The organism is Burkholderia sp. AU45251, assembly GCF_030482905.1.
GTDB classification, from domain to species: domain Bacteria; phylum Pseudomonadota; class Gammaproteobacteria; order Burkholderiales; family Burkholderiaceae; genus Burkholderia; species Burkholderia aenigmatica.
Genome location: NZ_JAUJQH010000011.1, coordinates 85261 through 102369, shown reverse-complemented (window position 1 = coordinate 102369; position 17109 = coordinate 85261). Strand labels below are relative to the sequence as shown.

Below are 17109 nucleotides of genomic sequence, written 5' to 3'. Positions count from 1 at the left end.
TGTCCGGTCGCTTTCTCGCGATTCAGGTCGCCGCGGTTTTGCGCGTGTCGCGCGAACCGTGGCCGCCGCGGCGCCGGTTCGCGACCGGCGCATGCTGCGCCATCAGCTCGGCGACCCAGTCGATAAAGACGCGCAACTTCGCGCTGACGTGCCGGTTCGGCGGAAACGCGACGTACATCGGCATCGGTTCGAGCTGCCATCGCTCGAACAGCGGCACCAGTTCGCCGCGGGCGCGATGCGCGCCGGCCATGTAGTCGGGCAGCCACAGAATGCCCAGCCCGGCGAGACCGGCCTCGAGGTACGCGTTGCCGTCGTCGACCGCGAGCACGTAGCGTCCGCGCACCGTGACCTGCTCGCCGTCGCATGCCATCTCGAACGGCAACGCCTTGCCGGTGCGTGCCCACAGAAAACCGACGATCCGGTGATGCGTGTCCTCCAGCTCGTCCGGATGCGTCGGCGTGCCGGCGCGGGCGAGATAGGCCGGCGACGCGTACACGCCGAGCCGCAGGTCGCCGACACGGCGCGCGACCAGCGCGCGGTCGGTAGGCTCGCCGCCGCGCACGACGCAGTCGACGTTTTCGCCGATTACGTCCACCACGCGGTCGCTCACGCCCATGTCGAGCTGGAGGTCCGGATAACGCGCATGGAACGCGGGCAGCGCGGGGATCAGGATCAGGCGCGCGAACGGGCTCGGCACGTCCACGCGCAGTCGCCCGCGGGGCGACGCGGAGGCTGCGGACAGGCTCGTTTCGGCATCGTCCATGTCGGCCAGCAGCCGCACGACACGGTCGTAGTACGCGGCGCCGTCCGCGGTGACGACGACCTTGCGCGTCGTGCGGTTGAACAGCTTCACGCGCAGCCGTGCTTCGAGCTGCTGCACGAGTTGCGTGACGGTGGTGCGGCTCATGTGCAGCGTGTCCGCCGCCTTCGTGAAACTGCCGGCTTCCACTACGCGGGCGAACGCCTGCATTGCGTCGAATCGATCCATCGGGTTACGGCTCCGCGTCGGTCGGAATTGTTTGGGACGTGCAAACAGTGTTGGACAGGGTTGCCGGTTTATTCGCCGGGCAACGATCCTTAAAGTGCCTTCATCGTTGATGCCGGGGCGGTTGCGCCCCACAAACCGAAGGAGGTATTGGATGGTAAAGCGTAGCGTGGTTTTCCCGCCCGGTCGCCAGGCGCTGTACGACCGCAACCGCTATTCTCCGGCGCTGCGCTCGAACGGCTTCCTGTTCGTGTCCGGGCAGGTCGGCAGCCGCGAGGATGGCTCGCCCGAGCCGGAACTGGGCGCGCAGGTCCGCCGCGCGTTCGACAACCTGAATGCGGTGCTGCGCGCGGCCGGCTGCACGTTCGACGACGTCGTCGACGTGACGGTGTTCCTCGTCGATCCCGAAGCGACGTTCGAGCGGATCTGGGAGATCGTCCCCGAATACTGGGGCGACGCGCCGCATCCGACGCTGACCGCCGTCGGCGTGACCTGGCTGTATGGCTTCCAGTTCGAAATCAAGGCGATCGCGCGGCTGCCGGAGACGGTCGACGGGTGAGCCGTGCCCAACCCAGGGCCTGCGCGTCACGGTGTGACGGGCGGCTCCTGTTCGTACGCGCGATGCAGCAGCGCGACGAACGACGATGAGTCGGGTAGCGTCGCCGTGCCGAACCGGCGCACGGCGATCCCGGGCGTCCACGAATTCATCACGACGGCGCCGGCCAGCGACGGCAGGTCGGCCGGCGTCAGTTCGCGATCGTGCTGCGCGACGCCCAGGCGTGCCAGTTGCCGGCGCAGGATCCCCATCGTGACGCCGCCGAGCATGCCGGCCACCGGCCACACGACCGCATCGCCGGTCCAGAACGCCAGATTCCAGATCGAGCCTTCGCTGACGCGCCCGTGGCGATCGACGAAGGCCGCATCGTCGAAACCCTGCGCGATCGCGCGGCGCAGGAAGTGTGTTTTCGCGACTTCGCCGACGTGCTTGATGTCCGGCAGCACGCGCTCGTGTTCGAACGGCGCAAGATCGAGCGGGCCCGCCGGACCCGACGACGGCGCGGCGGTGCGGACCAGCACGTCGAGCGCTTCGTCGTCGCGCGGCGCGACGAATTCGCCCGTCGTCGCATGCACGGTCGCCGTCAGCGACAGCGCAGCCGGCGCGCGATCGAGCGCGGCGCGCAGGAGCGTGCGAATCCGGTCGTCGGGCAGCGCCTGGCCGAACAGCGCGTTCGACGCATCGCGCAGCCGCGCGAGATGCAGGTCGAGGCCGCGCACGCGGCCGTCGCGCACCTGCATCGCGGTGAAATGCGCATGGCCGGCGAACGCGAGCGCGGCGAGCGCGTCCGGGGTGGCGGCAACGCCGTTGAGCTGGACGACGGACGGGAACGGGGCAACGGTCATCGATGGATCTCCGGGTTCGGTCGCGAGCGGTGGGGGGCTCGCCACATTTTCAAGAAAGCTTATTGTTTGCCGATTGATGGGTGCTTGAAAAACGAGTAGTTTTGGAACGATCATCAAATCCGGTTTGAAGATCGATGGAACGCATGTGGCCCGGTACGCGCGCGCTGAGGACGTTCGATGCGGCGGCGCGGCACCTGAATTTCTCGCGGGCGGCCGACGAGGTCGGACTGACGCCGGCGGCCGTCAGTCACCAGATCAAGGAAATGGAGGCGCAGCTCGAGATGGAGCTGTTCGTCCGCACGAGCCGTAGCATCCGGCTGACACTGGCCGGTGTCGTGCTGGCTGCTGCGGCAGCCGATGCGCTGGCGGGGCTTCAGCGTGCGACCGTGCGGGCACGACGCATCGCGCGGGAGCAGACGGAGCTGCGCGTGTCGGTCGGTGCGCGCTTCGCGACGCACTGGCTGCTGCCGCACCTGCCGCGTTTCAGGGCCGCGCATCCGGCGTTCGAGCTGTCGTTCGACATCACCGACCGGTTGCGCGATTTCGAAGACGACGACGTCGACGTTGCGATCCGCTTCGGCACCGGGCGTTATCGCGACACGTGCGCGCGGCGCCTGTTCGATACGTCGGTCGTCGCGGTCTGCAGCCCGGCGCTGTTGTCGTCCGCGCCGCCGTTGCGCAAGCCGCGCGATCTGCTGCGCCACACGCTTTGCCACGTCGATTGCGAAGTCGACGGCGTGACCTGGCCGCGCTGGTCGGCCTGGATGGCTGCCGCGGGCGTCGACGGTTTCGACGACAGCCGGTGCATCTCGTTTCCGGATTCGAACCACGTCGTGCAGGCCGTGACGGACGGCACGGCGGTCGGTCTTGCAGAGCCGCACATGATTGCGCGCGATCTCGCGGAAGGGCGCGTCGTGCAGTTGTTCGACGTGAATGTCGAGGTGGCGCCCGGACTTGCGTATCACGTCGTGTATCCGGAGCGCACGCAGGACGATCCGCGCATCGTCGCGTTGCGCGACTGGCTCGCGGATGAAGTCGCGACGATGCGCGCGTAGCGATGGTGATGGTGGCAGCGCGTGCTATCGTGCCCGCATCGCCACCGCACGATGCCCGACTCCGGGCTTATTCCTCCGATGAGCCAACCTGAAAACGACCTCGCGATCCTGCTGAGCACGATGCAGCCCGAACTGCATCCGGGCGCGTTCGCGTTCGCATCGCTGCCGCCCGATGCAAACGTATCGTTATCCGAAGCAATTGCAACGTTCCGAGAAGCGGAAGGGCTGACGGTCGTCGTCGACGAGGAGGCGGCCGCGCGCCACGGCTGGCCGGTGCTGTTCCGTGCGGCCTGGATCACGCTGACCGTGCATTCCGACCTCGCGGCCGTCGGCCTCACGGCGGCGTTCGCACGTGCACTCGGCGCAGCCGGCATCAGTTGCAACGTGATGGCGGCGGCCTACCACGATCACATCTTCGTGCCGTTCGACGACGGCCCGCGTGCGCTCGATGCGCTGGTCGCGCTCCAGCGCGACGCGATGCACAGCTGACGCGCGAACGGCATCCGGCGCACGCAAAAAAAAGCGGGCCCGTTACCGGGCCCGCGAACGGAGAGGATTGCGCCGTAACCAACACCCGGCGCACGGCGGCTTACTTGTTTGCGCCACCCTCGAACCAGGCGGCGAGCTTGGTCCGCTCGTCGTCGGTCATGTGCGTGACGTTGCCGATCGGCATCGCCTTCAGGCGCACGGCCTGTTCGTAGATACGCTGCGCGTTCTTCGACACTTCGTCCGGCGTGTCGAACATCACGCCCGCGGGGGCGCTGCCCATCAGCGTCGGCTTTGCCGAGTGGCATTCCACACAGCGTTGCTGCAGAACCGGCATGATGTCGGCGATCACGATCTTCGGCGCGTTGGCAGCTTGCGCTTCCGGCGCGACCGGCTTCGGCATCGTCCAGACCAGCGCGGCCGACAGCAGTGCGACGCCGCCGATCGGCAGGTACCACAGCTGCTTGCCGCGGTGACGCATCACGAAGAACTGGCGAATCAGCGCGCCGGCCAGCATGATCATCACGAGCACGACCCAGTTGAACTTGTTCGTGTAGGTCATCGCATAGTGGTTCGACAGCATCGCGAACACCACCGGCAGCGTGAAGTACGTGTTGTGCACCGAGCGCTGCTTGCCGCGCTTGCCGTAGATCGGGTTCGGCTCTTCGCCCTTGAGCATCTTGTCGACCATCTTGCGCTGGCCGGGGATGATCACGAAGAACACGTTCGCCGACATGATCGTCGCGAGCATTGCACCGACGATCAGGTACGCGGCACGGCCTGCGAAGATGTGGCACGCGAGGTAGGCGGCGGCGACCACGTAGATGCCTACGCAGATGCCGAGCACGCGGTCGTTGGTGCCGAGGATGCGGCACAGCGAGTCGTAGACGATCCAGCCGGCCGCGAGGAAGCCGAGTGCGGAGGCGACGGCGACCACCGGGCCCATGTCGAGCACGCTCTTGTCGATCAGGTACGTGTTCGGCGCGAGCAGGTACAGCACGAAGAACAGCGAGAAGCCCGACAGCCAGGTCGTGTACGACGGCCACTTCGACCAGTGCAGGTCATCCGGCATTTCCGGCGGAGCGACCGTGTACTTCTGCATGTTGTAGAAACCGCCGCCGTGGACGTGCCACAGCTCGCCGAACACACCGCGCTTGCGCTGGTTCGGGTCGGTCGGCGGTTTCAGGCTGTTGTCGAGCGCGACGAAATAGAACGACTCGCCGATCCACGCGATGGCGACGATGACGTGCAGCCATCGCAGCGCGAGGTTCAGCCAGTCGGTGATGAAGCCTTCCATGAAACTCCTCCAGACTCAGATTTTGTCTTGATGTGGGCGCTGATGCGATGTCAGCTGCCGCGATAGGTGCTGTACGACCACGGCGACACGAGCAGCGGCACGTGGTAGTGCGAGCCGGTGTCGGCGATGCCGAAGCGGAGCACGACGCGATCGACGAAACGGGGTTCGGGCACCTTCACGCCGAGCGACGCGAAGTAGTCGCCGGCATGGAACACGAGTTCGTATTCGCCGGCGGCGAGCGCGGCGCCTTCGAGCAGGGGTTCGTCGCAGCGGCCGTCGCTATTGGTCAGCACGGTCTTGATCGCGCGGCGCGATTCGCCGTCCAGCGCGTAGAGGTCCACCTTGATTGCAGCGCCGGGACGGCCGTGCGCCGTATCGAGTACGTGGGTAGTGAGCTTTCCCATTCGCAATTGTCCTTGTGTGAATGCGAGGTTCGGCGGCGACTCGATCCATTGACTGTGCGGCGGATCGAGGCTCCACGTCACGTGGCTACATACCCGTCGGCGAGATTGAAGCGAGCGCCGTGCAGGCATTGTAAAAAGGTTCCCCGCGCAAATACGGGCGCGATATCAAAGATAATGCGCCGCGCATGAGCGGCTGTCGACGGCACGCCGGATACGGCTTTCGGCGGGCGTTTCGGGCCTCCGGCGGGGCGTTGCGCGGCGTACCATATCGAAACCGTGAAACGCGGTATTCCGGATCGCGCATTGTGTGCGGCGCGCGCTTGGGCGATCCTCCCGCCGTGCGCGTCGGCCTTATGGCCCGCGCGTACCCCGAAGACGGCGAGCACGCCGGGTAACCGGGCCAGGGCGTTCGAACGGACGCAGGCACCGGAGCGTGCCGCGACTCAGCGTTCGAACGGCTGTGTGACCGCCTCCAGGATCAGCCCCTGGAAGCAGACCGACGCGGAGAACGCATGAACCTCGAGCAGCACGCTGGCGCACGCGCGCAGAACACCTCCTCATCCCGCCCGAAAACCCTGCTGGTCAGGCACGCCGATGTGCTCGTGACCATGGACGACACACGCCGCGAACTGCGCGACGCGGGGCTCTATATCGAAGACAACCGGATCGTCGCGGTCGGCCCGACCGCCGAGCTGCCCGACACGGCCGACGAAGTGCTCGACCTGCGTGGCCACCTGGTGATCCCGGGGCTGGTGAACACGCACCATCACATGTACCAGAGCCTCACGCGCGCGGTGCCGGCCGCGCAGAACGCCGAGCTGTTCGGCTGGCTCACGAACCTGTACAAGATCTGGGCGCACCTGACACCCGAGATGATCGAGGTGTCGACGCTCACCGCGATGGCCGAGCTGCTGCAGTCGGGCTGCACGACGTCGAGCGATCATCTGTACATCTACCCGAACGGCAGCCGCCTCGACGACAGCATCGGCGCCGCGCAGCGGATCGGCATGCGTTTTCACGCGAGCCGCGGCGCGATGAGCGTCGGCCAGCGCGACGGCGGGCTGCCGCCCGATTCGGTCGTCGAGCGCGAGCCCGACATCCTGCGCGACACGCAGCGCCTGATCGAGACCTATCACGACGAAGGCCGGTACGCGATGCTGCGCGTGGTCGTCGCGCCGTGCTCGCCGTTTTCGGTGAGCCGCGACCTGATGCGCGACGCGGCCGTGCTCGCGCGCGAATACGGCGTGTCGCTGCACACGCACCTCGCGGAGAACGTCAACGACATCGCGTACAGCCGCGAGAAGTTCGGGATGACGCCGGCCGAATATGCGGAAGACCTCGGCTGGGTCGGCCACGACGTGTGGCATGCGCACTGCGTGCAGCTCGACGACGCGGGCATCAGCCTGTTCGCGCGCACCGGCACGGGTGTCGCGCACTGTCCGTGCTCGAACATGCGGCTTGCGTCGGGTATCGCGCCGGTGAAGAAGATGCGTCTCGCGGGCGTGCCGGTCGGCCTCGGCGTCGACGGCTCCGCGTCGAACGACGGCGCGCAGATGGTCGCGGAAGTGCGGCAGGCGCTGCTGCTGCAACGGGTCGGTTTCGGACCCGATGCGATGACCGCGCGCGAAGCGCTCGAGATCGCGACGCTCGGCGGCGCGAAGGTACTGAACCGCGACGATATCGGCGCGTTGAAGCCCGGCATGGCCGCCGACTTCGCCGCGTTCGACCTGCGCCAGCCGCTGTTCGCGGGTGCGCTGCACGATCCGGTCGCGGCGCTCGTGTTCTGCGCGCCGTCGCAGACGGCGTACACGGTGGTGAACGGGAAGGTGGTGGTGCGGGAGGGGCGGCTGGCGACGCTCGACCTGCCGCCCGTCATCGCGCGTCACAACGCGCTCGCGCAGGCACTGGTCGAGGCATCGCGCTGAGGGAAGACTGAAGCCGTCCGGCGGCTGCCTTGCCGCCGGGCGTGCCGCCAGCATTCGCTGCGCCGCGCCGCGCCGGGACGGCGCGGTCGGTGCGTGCCGTTACGGCTCGATCAGCGTGCGGGTGGCTTCGGCGACGAGGCTGCGCAGCCAGCGCACTTCGTCGGAGTAGTGGCAGCGTTCGTGCCACAGCTGGTAGTACTGCATCGGCGGGAAGTCGAGCGGTGCCGGCACGACCGACAGCGGCAGAAACTTCGCGTAGTGATCGGCGAACAGGCGCGTCGTCGTGAAGATCAGGTCGGACTTCACGAGCACGTAAGGTGCAAGGTTGAAGTACGGCAGCGTGACGACCACGTGGCGCTTGAGCCGTTCGCGCGCGAGATGCACGTCGATCGCGCCGCGCTGGCCGACCGAGTACGGCGTCGGCGCGAGATGCGGTGCGTTCAGGTACTGATCGAGCGTGAGCCCGCCGCGCTTTGCGAACGGGTGCGTGTTGCTCATCAGGCAGACGATTTCGTCGACGAACAGGTTCGACAGGTGCAGCTGCTCGGGCGGTTCGGGCCAGTTGCCGACGACGATGTCGAGCTTGCCGTCTTCCAGCGCGAGCTCATAGTCGAACGCGGGGCCGAGCGAGTGGAATTCGAGCGTCGCGTTCGGCGCGGCCTGCCGGAAACGCTCGACCACGGTCGGCACGAACAGCACGTTCAGGTAGTCGGGGCAGCCGATCCGGTAGCAGCGGATCGACGTGGCCGGGTCGAAGTTGTGCTGCTGGAACTTGATGCGCTCGATTTCACGCAGCGCGTTCTGCACGGGCTCGAGCAGACGCAGCCCGTATTCGGTCGGCACCATGCCGGATTTGCCGCGCACCAGCAGCGGATCGCCGGTGATGTCGCGCAGGCGCCGCAGCGCGGCGCTGATCGCCGGTTGCGACTGGTTCAGTTTGACGGCCGCGCGCGTGACGCTGCGCTCCATCAACAAGGTGTGCAAGACGCGCAAGAGGTACGTGTCGATCGCCTCGCGTTGCTGACTCATGATATCTCCGTTTTATATGTCTGGGCTGATCGAGGGGGCAGGGGGGTATATCGTTTTTAATATGAAGCTGGCCCAGCGTCAAGGGATGGATACCCGCAGACGCCCGCCGGCCGGGCCGCGACGAGGGGCCCGAACGGGGTGCGAGGCGAAGCGCGCGGCGCCGCCTGGACCCGTGTTGCGCGGATCCGGATCGCGGCGCGGCGTGTGATGCGGCGTGCGCGTCAGTCGTCGATGCGCATGCCGACCTTCAGCGTGACCTGCCAGTGAACGACCTGGTCGCCTTCGATGTGGCCGCGTGTTTCGGTCACCTGGAACCAGTGCAGGTTGTGCAGCGTCTTGCCGGCTTTCGAGATCGCGTTGCGGATGGCGTCGTCGCTCGATTGCTTTGACGAACCGGTCAGCTCGATCATCTTGTACACGTGGTCGCTCATGATGCGCTCCCTGGGATATCGGTATGGATGGCCGGTGCAAGCCGTGGTCCCGAAGCGGCGCCGCGCGTGCCCGGCTTCTTGAGTGATAGGTATGATGGGCGGCAAGTTCAACCCATATCGGAGACGAGGAACATCGTGGAAGTCGGATTTTGCGGACCGGGATTGATGGGCGCGCCGATGATTCGGCATTTGCTGGCGGCCGGGCATCGGGTCAGCGTGTGGAATCGCTCGCGCGACAAGGCCGAGGCGCTCGTGAAGGACGGCGCGCAGGTGGTCGGCACACCGCGCGAACTGGCGGAGCGCGTCGAGACGGTATGCGTGTGCGTGCTCGACGGCCGCGCGGTGGGCGACGTCGTGTTCGGCGAGCACGGGCTGCTCTCCGGCGACGCCGCTACGCGTCGCCTGCAGCGCATCGTCGATCATTCGAGCATTCCGCCCGCCGCCACGCGTGATTACGCGGCGCGCGCGGCCGCGCTCGGCGTCGGCTGGGTCGATGCGCCGGTATCGGGCGGCGTGCCCGGCGCGCAGGCCGGCACGCTCGCGGTGATGGCCGGCGGTCGCGCGGCCGATCTCGACGCGGTGCGGCCGCTGATCGACACGTATGCGTCGCGCATCACGCACATGGGCGACGCGGGCGCGGGGCAGACGGCGAAGCTGTGCAACCAGGCGATCGTCACCGCGACGGTGACCGCGATCGCCGAGGCCGTCGGTCTCGCGCAGGCGAGCGGCATCGATGCCGCGCGACTCGCCGAAGCGCTCGCGGGTGGCTGGGCCGATTCGGTGCTGCTGCAGACGTTCGTGCCGCGCATGACCTCGGGCGGGCAGGCGCGGGGCGGCCATCCGCCGATCGGCGCGCTCAGCACATTCCAGAAGGACGTCGATGCAATTGCCGACGCGGCGCGCGACACGGGCGCGGTGATGCCCGTGTCGGCCACCGTGCAGCAGGTGTTGCGGCTCGGCGCCGCGCAAGGGCTCGCCGGCGCCGATTTCGCCGCGTTCATCGACATCGTGCGGCCCGGCAACGGGCGTCAGCAGGTGTCGTGACGGGCAAGCGGGGCGCGTGAATGGCAGATGGGCCGCCCGGAGGCGGCCCATCGAATGGCAGGCGGATCAGCCGAGGGAGCGAGGTGTCGTGTCGCCGGCGTTCTGGCGGCCGAGCCCGCCGCGCAGGCTCGCTTTCGTGCCTGCACCAAACTCGGGCAGGATGCGCGCACGCGCACGGCTGGCAAACACGAGGAAGCCGAAGCCGTTTGCTTCGTACCAATATCCGCCGTTCTCGAGGCCGTCCAGCGGCTGCTCGAGCGCGTTGGCGATCGATTCGATGCAGCGCTTGCGCAGCTCGGCAATGGCGGGATAGGGCGGCTGGGCACCGCGCACGCTGCACAGGAGCACGTCGAGACCGGGCAGCACATGCGCGTACAGGACGGGTTCGTCCTGCGCACGGGCGCGGGCAATCTTGGTGTCGAGCTGGGCAAACGGTTTCGAGTGGCGCAATACCGCGAGGAATGACTCCTGGCCATCCTGCTGGGCACGCCGACGTTTTTTCGGGAAGGACATAAACACTCGCCTCAAAAACAATTGCAAGAAATGCGGCACTTTCATGCGACCCACTCCCGGCTATGTACGCCGCATGTCGATCCTTTATAGCACACGAAAATGCTGCCTTCGTGCAGTACGACGATCAATGTCTCCCGTCGACCTGCTCGCCATGATCGACACAGCCAGCGTCTTGGCGCCCGTACTGTCGTTTAGTCTCCATCATAGACCTGCTTTCCCCGCGCGTGCATTCGCCCGTCACAAAAAAGTGAGATAGGCCGCATGCGGCGGTGCATCGCGCACGCAACAAAAAGGCCCGCACGGGGCGGGCCTGGCAGGCGGGGCGCGCGGCGATCAGCGCTGCTTCAGCGAATCGCGGATCTCGCGCAGCAGCACGGTGTCTTCCGGCGTCGCGGCCGGCGCGGCTTCGTCCGGCTTGCGCAGCTTGTTGATGAATTTCACCATCAGGAAAATGATGAACGCGAGGATGACGAAATTGATCGCCACGGTGATGAACGAGCCGTAGCCGAACGCGGCGACACCCGCGGCCTGCAGGTCCTTGAACGAATCGGGATTACCCTTGAATGTCGGAGGGATGGTGCCGAGCAGAACGAACTTGTTCGAGAAATCCAGACCACCGGTCAGCACGCCGATGACCGGCATGATGAGGTCTTTCACGACCGAGTCGACGATCTTCGAGAACGCGCCGCCGATGATCACGCCGACGGCGAGATCCATGACGTTGCCCTTGACGGCGAACTCCTTGAATTCCTTGATGATGCTCATGAGCGGCTTTCTCCTGGTTGGGGCGACGGGAGGCGTGCCGCGACGCGCAGGGATGCAGAGCGTCGAAAGAGGGTCGGTGGCACGCCGATGGCCGCATGATAGCGAACGCTCCCCATTGCCGGTAGTCCATCTTGAAATGATTGACAAATCCGCGCGTCGGCGCGGCCGGCATGCAGGGGAGCGTGGCGTGCGTGGCAGCGCGTCGCGGGTACGTCGACGCACTGCGTAGCGTCAGGTGTTGTCGTCGGTCCAGCCGTCGTCGTTGCTGCCGAGATCCATGCCGCCGCCGCCGTTGCCGTCGCTCCAGTTCGAACTGTCGCCGCGGCCGAGGTCGAAGCCCGGATCGTTCTCCTGCCGACGGCGCTCGCCGTCGACGATCACGTCGCGTTCGACCACGCGCTCGCGGCCACCCGACATCGCTTCGCCGAGCAATACGCCGGTCAGCAGCCCGCCCATGCCGCCGCCGAAACCGCCGCCGCCTTGCTGGATCACCACCGGCGGTTGCTGTTGCGGGTAGGGCTGCTGCGGATACGGCTGGCCTTGCGCGCCCGTCATGCGATCGGCTTCCTGCGCATACACGGAGCCGCTGCCGTTCACCGGTGCCGCGGGTTGCGCGGCCGGATCGTGACGGCCTTCGACGCGTGCCTTCACGCTCGCATGGCGCTGTTCGAGTTCATCGACGCGATAGGGCGGCACCGGATTCTTGCCGTTCGACAGCGTTTCGACGAGCGTGCGCGCGTCGGTCTCGATCGCTTCGAGTTCGCCCGTGAGCGCCGCGGCGCCGGGCGCCGTCGACAGCTTCGCGTCGAGTTTCAGCGGGCGGATGTCGTTCAGCACGTCGGTGGCACGCTTGAGCTGCGTGCGGCGTTCGTCGTCGGCGCGGCTGTCGTCGGCCGTGCGTGCGCGCCGCAGCGTCCAGCGCAGCACCAGCGCGATCACCGCGACGATCAGCCCGAGGCCGATCCACATGCCGGTCGACGGGCCGTGTTTCTCGGCCGGCGCGACGGCGGGCGCGAGCGACGATTGCAGCGTGCCGGCCTGCGTGGCCGACGGCACGTTGCCGCTCACGCGCGCGGCGTCGGCGCGGATGCGCGACTCCGTCTGCGCGAAGCGCGACGCGTCGGTGAACTTGAGCTGCGGATCGAGCGACTTCGCGCGTTGCAGTTGCGTGAGTGCGTCGGACGCGCGGCCTTCGCGGTCCAGCACCTGCGCATACAGGTAGCGCGCGTGCGCGTTGTTCGGATGGGCGTCGATGACTTGCGACAGCTGCGTGTCGGCTTGCTGCCAGTTGCGTTGCGCGATCGATTGCTCGACCTGCTGCAGCGACGGGACCGCAAATGCGGCGGACGACAGCAACATCAGCGACAGGCCGAGTGCGGCGAGAGATTTCTTCATGGTCGAACCGGGCGCAGGCGCCCGTCTCCTGACGATCGGTTCGCGCCGCGCCCGGGGCGGGCGGCGGCGCGGTTGCCCGCAGTGGCCGTTACTGCGCGGGCGTGTCGAGCTGCTTCTTCAGCGCGGCGAGGCGATCCTCGACCGACGGGCCCTTGTTCAGCGCGGCGAGCTTGTCGTCGAGCGCCTTGCCGCTCGACGTGTCGGCCGAATTCAGGCGCGCGTCCGAGCGTGCGTTCTGCAGCGCGACCTTGTCCTCGAGCTTCTGGAAGTCCTCGGACAGGTTCTTGCCGCCGATGCCGCCCAGGGCGCTGGCCGCGACGTCCTTCGCCTGCGCAATTTCCTGCTTGGCCTGCAGGATGTTCGAGCGCGCATTCAGGTCGTTGCGGCGCTGGCGCATGTCGGCGATCTGCCCCTTCAGCTTGTCGACCGACGGCTCGAGCGTCGACAGTTCGGCCGCGAGCGCGTCACGCTCGGCTTCCGCGTTGGACTGTGCGCCGAGTGCCTCGCGTGCGAGTGCTTCATCGCCGGACTGCAGCGCGCGCTTCGCGCCGTCCTCGTACTTCTTCACCTTGTCGTCGGCCGCATCGCGCTTGCTGCGCTGGGTCGCGACCTGTGCTTCGATTTCGATCAGCGAATTCTCGGCACGGCCGATGCTGTCGTCGAGCTCCCGCACGATCTGCCGTGCGTCGCGCGACGGATCCTGTACCGAATCGGCCGCATCGTTCAGCAGGCCTTTGATCGTGCGCGAAACAGAGTCGAAAAGCGACATGAAATCCTCCGTGGTTGAAAGGCGCCGCGTGACCGCGGCAGTGCCCGTTGCGAGCCGGTTCCGACCCGCATGAGCCGGCGGATATTACACCACCGGTTCACTTAAATACGGCTTAAACGCGCGAGTTCAAGCGGCTTGCGCATCAGGATGTCGAACCTTTCGCGATTGAAAGAAAATCGACTGTGCGCGCCATATTGCGTGTCCATGATAGGCAGAGGATGCCGACAATACGTTCCTTAAATCACGGCATTGCGGGAATTTTTACAAAAAATCGCGAAGCCACCCGGTCGATTTCATTAAAATGCGCTGTCACGTCGCGGGAACGGATCGCCGCGCGGCGGGGTCTGTCGACGTGACAGCCGCATCACGATGTCTCTGCTCTGATTCATTCGCCTGCATTTCCGCATGCGTCCGAGGGCGCCACGACCGCCCGCCATTCCGACATGCCAATTATCAAACGACCGCCTTCTTCTTCCGACAGGAACGAACCCCACTACACGCTGCGCCGTTCGCCGTCCGGAGCCTATTACCCCGATGAGGATGACCGCGACGACGATCGCCGCACCCAGCGCGGCGGCGGGGGCCGCCGCCGCGGATTCGGCTCGCGCGTCATGCTGTGGTTCGCCGGGCTGTTCGCGATCGCCGCGATCGTCGGCGCGCTGATCGTCGGCTACGCGCTGGTCGTGATGGCGCCGCAACTGCCGTCGCTCGATGCGCTGACCAACTACCAGCCGAAGGTGCCGCTGCGCGTGTTTACGGCCGATCACGTGCTGATCGGCGAGTTCGGCGAGGAGCGCCGCAGCCTCGTGCGCTTCCAGGAGATTCCGGACGTGATGAAGAAGGCGGTGCTCGCGATCGAGGACTACCGCTTCTACGAACACGGCGGTGTCGACTTCGTCGGCATCCTGCGCGCGGGTGTCGCCGACCTGATGCACGGCGGCGCGCGCCAGGGCGCGAGCACGATCACGATGCAGGTCGCGCGCAACTTCTTCCTGTCGAGCGAGAAGACCTACACGCGCAAGATTTACGAAATGCTGCTCGCGTACAAGATCGAGAAGGCCCTGACGAAGGACCAGATCCTCGAGCTGTACATGAACCAGATCTATCTCGGCCAGCGCTCGTACGGCTTCGCGGCCGCCGCGCGCGTGTACTTCGGCAAGGACCTGAAGGACATCACGCTCGCGGAAGCGGCGATGCTCGCGGGGCTGCCGAAGGCGCCGTCCGCGTATAACCCGGTCGTCAATCCGAAGCGGGCGAAGGTGCGCCAGGAATACATCCTGAAGCGCATGCTCGAAGTCGGCTACATCACGCAGCCGCAGTACGACGAGGCCGTGAAGGAAGAGATCCACGTGCGCACGCCGGGCAACCAGTATGCGGTGCACGGCGAGTACGTCGCCGAGATGGTGCGGCAGATGATGTACCAGCAGTACAAGGATGAAACCTATACGCGCGGGCTGACCGTCACGACGACGATCAACTCGTCCGACCAGGAAGCCGCGTACCAGGCCGTGCGTCGCGGCATTCTCGACTACGAGCGCCGCCACGGCTATCGCGGGCCGGAAGCGTCGATCAAGTTGCCCGCGGCCGGCGACGACCGCGACGAGGCGATCGACGACGCGCTCGCCGATCACCCGGACAACGGCGACCTGCAGTCGGCGGTCGTGCTGTCGGCGTCGCCGGGCGCGGTCGAGGTGCAGTTCGTCGGCGGTGCGACCACGACGATCGGCCCGGCCGGGCTGCGCTTCGTCGCGGTCGCGCTCGGTCCCCGCGCGAACGACACGCTGCGCATCAAGCCGGGCTCGGTCGTGCGCGTGCTGAAGGACGGCAAGACGGGCTGGCAGGTGGTGCAGCTGCCGCAGGTCGAAGGCGCGCTCGTCGCGATTGCGCCGCAGGACGGCGCGATCCGCTCGCTCGTCGGCGGCTTCGACTTCAACAAGAGCAAGTTCAACCACGTGACGCAGGCGTGGCGCCAGCCGGGCTCGTCGTTCAAGCCGTTCATCTACTCGGCGTCGCTCGACAAGGGCATGGGGCCGGCGACGATGATCAACGACGCGCCGCTGTACTTCCCGCCGAGCGTGCCGGGTGGCACCGCATGGGAGCCGAAGGACGACGACCAGCCGGACGGCCCGATGACGATGCGCACCGGCCTGCAGCGCTCGAAGAACCTCGTGTCGATCCGGATCCTCGCGTCGATCGGCACGCAGTACGCGCAGCAGTACGTGACGCAGCGCTTCGGCTTCGATCCGGCGAAGACGCCGCCGTACCTGCCGATGGCGCTCGGCGCGGGCCTCGTGACGCCGCTGCAGCTCGCGACCGGCTATGCGGTGTTCGCGAACGGCGGCTACAAGGTCGATCCGTACCTGATCGCCGAAGTCGACGACGCACGCGGCCAGCCGCTGCAGAAGTCGCAGCCGGTGCTCGCCGGCAGCACGGCGCCGCGCACGATCGAAGGCCGCAACGCGTACATGATGAACAGCCTGCTGCATTCGGTCGCGACGGCCGGCACGGGCGCGGGCACCAACGCACTGGGCCGCAGCGACCTGCAGGGCAAGACCGGTACGACGAACGACGCGAAGGACGGCTGGTTCGCCGGCTACCAGCAATCGCTCGTCGCGGTCGCGTGGATGGGCTTCGACCAGCCGAAGAGCCTCGGCAGCCGCGAATTCGGTGCGCAGCTCGCGTTGCCGATCTGGGTGAACTACATGCGCACCGCGCTGAACGGCGTACCCGAGCAGCAGATGCCGGTCCCGGACGGCCTGACCTCGATCGACGGCGAGCTGTACTACGCCGATCGCACGCCGGGCAACGGCTTCGTCGCGAACGTCGACATCAACCCGGCCGAGAATTCGATCAGCGCGAACGACGCACTCGGCTCGGCCGGTGCCGCAGGGCTCGCACCGCCGCCCGTCACTCCGCAGGAGAAGCAGCAGATCATGGACATGTTCGAGAACAAGTAAGCGGCACGCCGCGGTTCCGGCATGCGACGGGCGCCTTCGGGCGCCCGTTTTTTTTACGCGGATTTTCGGCAGAGAGAAGGGTCGTCAGAACGCCGCGCAGACCGGCACGAGCGTGATGCCGACCGATTGCTGCCGGAAGCGCACCACGTACGCTTGCCGGATTGCGGCGAGCCGCGCGCGCGTGTCGGGCGTATCGTCGGCGATGATACGGATCACGAAGCTGTCTTCGCGGGTGATTCCGCCGCTTGCGCGGTTGCGCCACTGGCCGTGCGTGTCCCAGTAGGTGAGGCCGTCGGGGAACCGCGGCGTGACCGTGTCGGCGAGGAACGTCGCCCGTTCCGCATCGGTGACGGGGCCGCGCGCGGCGATGTCGCGCCCGAACAGCAGGTCGGCCTGCAGCATGCGGTGCTCGCTTGGCTGCGCGCAGGCCAACGGCGCGCCGTCGACGGGCGAGGACGGTGCCGCGCAACCGGCGAGCAGCGCGATCGCGACACTGCCGATCACCGGCGCCGCGCGGCGCCACCCGGTCGCGGCGCATGCGGCCGACGGTCGCATCTGCCCATTTCGTGACGATCGACCTCCGCGCGCGCAAAACGCTGCGCGCTCAACCACTTGCGTGCTTGTCCGGCGGGTTATCAACAGGGCTGTCAACA

Annotated in this window: 17 protein-coding genes; 6 read left to right on the top strand and 11 right to left on the bottom strand. The window is 67.1% G+C overall.

Going from position 1 to position 17109, the window contains the following annotated elements; all coding sequences use genetic code 11:
* Positions 1-22: 22 nt before the first annotated feature.
* On the bottom strand, positions 23-988 hold the full coding sequence (locus QZM67_RS21800) for a LysR family transcriptional regulator (protein WP_301806590.1): 966 nt from the start codon (positions 986-988) through the stop codon (positions 23-25).
* A 151-nt stretch (positions 989-1139) separates the two neighbouring features.
* Between QZM67_RS21800 and QZM67_RS21795 the strand changes: the two genes are divergently transcribed.
* Complete coding sequence (locus QZM67_RS21795) at positions 1140-1544, top strand: RidA family protein (RefSeq protein WP_043187994.1); 405 nt, start codon at positions 1140-1142, stop codon at positions 1542-1544.
* Positions 1545-1570: 26 nt separating this feature from the next.
* Here QZM67_RS21795 and QZM67_RS21790 read toward each other — a convergent pair whose 3' ends face one another.
* The gene (locus QZM67_RS21790) at positions 1571-2386 is read right to left on the bottom strand and encodes an aminotransferase class IV family protein (protein WP_301806588.1); all 816 of its coding nucleotides are present in this window, start codon (positions 2384-2386) and stop codon (positions 1571-1573) included.
* 134 nt (positions 2387-2520) lie between these two features.
* Here QZM67_RS21790 and QZM67_RS21785 point away from each other — a divergent pair, with 134 nt between their 5' ends.
* Together QZM67_RS21785 and QZM67_RS21780 are read left to right on the top strand one after the other, a co-directional pair.
* Positions 2521-3441 (top strand): LysR substrate-binding domain-containing protein, encoded by a 921-nt coding sequence (locus QZM67_RS21785; RefSeq protein WP_301806585.1) that lies wholly within the window; start codon positions 2521-2523, stop codon positions 3439-3441.
* Positions 3442-3519: 78 nt separating this feature from the next.
* Positions 3520-3930: an ACT domain-containing protein gene (locus QZM67_RS21780; protein WP_301806583.1), complete on the top strand. Its 411-nt coding sequence runs from the start codon at positions 3520-3522 to the stop codon at positions 3928-3930.
* A gap of 100 nt (positions 3931-4030) precedes the next feature.
* On the opposite strand, the gene QZM67_RS21775 is transcribed toward QZM67_RS21780, so the two are convergent.
* Entirely contained in the window at positions 4031-5224 is a 1194-nt protein-coding gene (locus tag QZM67_RS21775) for a urate hydroxylase PuuD (protein WP_043188007.1), read from the bottom strand.
* Between the two features lie 50 nt (positions 5225-5274).
* Entirely contained in the window at positions 5275-5628 is a 354-nt protein-coding gene (gene uraH / locus QZM67_RS21770) for a hydroxyisourate hydrolase (RefSeq protein WP_011352401.1), read from the bottom strand.
* A 512-nt stretch (positions 5629-6140) separates the two neighbouring features.
* Here uraH and QZM67_RS21765 point away from each other — a divergent pair.
* Positions 6141-7553, top strand: a complete 1413-nt coding sequence (locus tag QZM67_RS21765) for an 8-oxoguanine deaminase (protein ID WP_301806581.1) — start codon at positions 6141-6143, stop codon at positions 7551-7553.
* A gap of 99 nt (positions 7554-7652) precedes the next feature.
* Here the strand turns inward: QZM67_RS21765 and QZM67_RS21760 are convergent, their stop codons facing one another.
* Positions 7653-8582, bottom strand: a complete 930-nt coding sequence (locus QZM67_RS21760; protein ID WP_006490213.1) for a LysR substrate-binding domain-containing protein — start codon at positions 8580-8582, stop codon at positions 7653-7655.
* 221 nt (positions 8583-8803) lie between these two features.
* On the bottom strand, positions 8804-9013 hold the full coding sequence (locus QZM67_RS21755; protein WP_011352399.1) for a dodecin: 210 nt from the start codon (positions 9011-9013) through the stop codon (positions 8804-8806).
* Between the two features lie 135 nt (positions 9014-9148).
* On the opposite strand from QZM67_RS21755, the gene QZM67_RS21750 reads away from it, so the two are divergent.
* The gene (locus QZM67_RS21750) at positions 9149-10057 is read left to right on the top strand and encodes an NAD(P)-dependent oxidoreductase (protein ID WP_301806579.1); all 909 of its coding nucleotides are present in this window, start codon (positions 9149-9151) and stop codon (positions 10055-10057) included.
* Positions 10058-10123: 66 nt separating this feature from the next.
* Here QZM67_RS21750 and QZM67_RS21745 read toward each other — a convergent pair whose 3' ends face one another.
* The 4 genes from QZM67_RS21745 to QZM67_RS21730 form a co-directional block, all read right to left on the bottom strand.
* The gene (locus tag QZM67_RS21745) at positions 10124-10570 is read right to left on the bottom strand and encodes a hypothetical protein (protein ID WP_027784713.1); all 447 of its coding nucleotides are present in this window, start codon (positions 10568-10570) and stop codon (positions 10124-10126) included.
* 333 nt (positions 10571-10903) lie between these two features.
* Complete coding sequence (mscL, locus tag QZM67_RS21740; protein WP_059233903.1) at positions 10904-11335, bottom strand: large conductance mechanosensitive channel protein MscL; 432 nt, start codon at positions 11333-11335, stop codon at positions 10904-10906.
* A 231-nt stretch (positions 11336-11566) separates the two neighbouring features.
* Complete coding sequence (locus QZM67_RS21735; RefSeq protein WP_301806577.1) at positions 11567-12730, bottom strand: tetratricopeptide repeat protein; 1164 nt, start codon at positions 12728-12730, stop codon at positions 11567-11569.
* 88 nt (positions 12731-12818) lie between these two features.
* Complete coding sequence (locus QZM67_RS21730; RefSeq protein ID WP_011352396.1) at positions 12819-13499, bottom strand: PspA/IM30 family protein; 681 nt, start codon at positions 13497-13499, stop codon at positions 12819-12821.
* A gap of 443 nt (positions 13500-13942) precedes the next feature.
* Between QZM67_RS21730 and QZM67_RS21725 the strand changes: the two genes are divergently transcribed.
* Entirely contained in the window at positions 13943-16456 is a 2514-nt protein-coding gene (locus QZM67_RS21725) for a penicillin-binding protein 1A (protein WP_301806575.1), read from the top strand.
* Positions 16457-16540: 84 nt separating this feature from the next.
* Here QZM67_RS21725 and QZM67_RS21720 read toward each other — a convergent pair whose 3' ends face one another.
* Complete coding sequence (locus tag QZM67_RS21720; protein ID WP_301806573.1) at positions 16541-17011, bottom strand: DUF3574 domain-containing protein; 471 nt, start codon at positions 17009-17011, stop codon at positions 16541-16543.
* Positions 17012-17109: the final 98 nt, after the last annotated feature.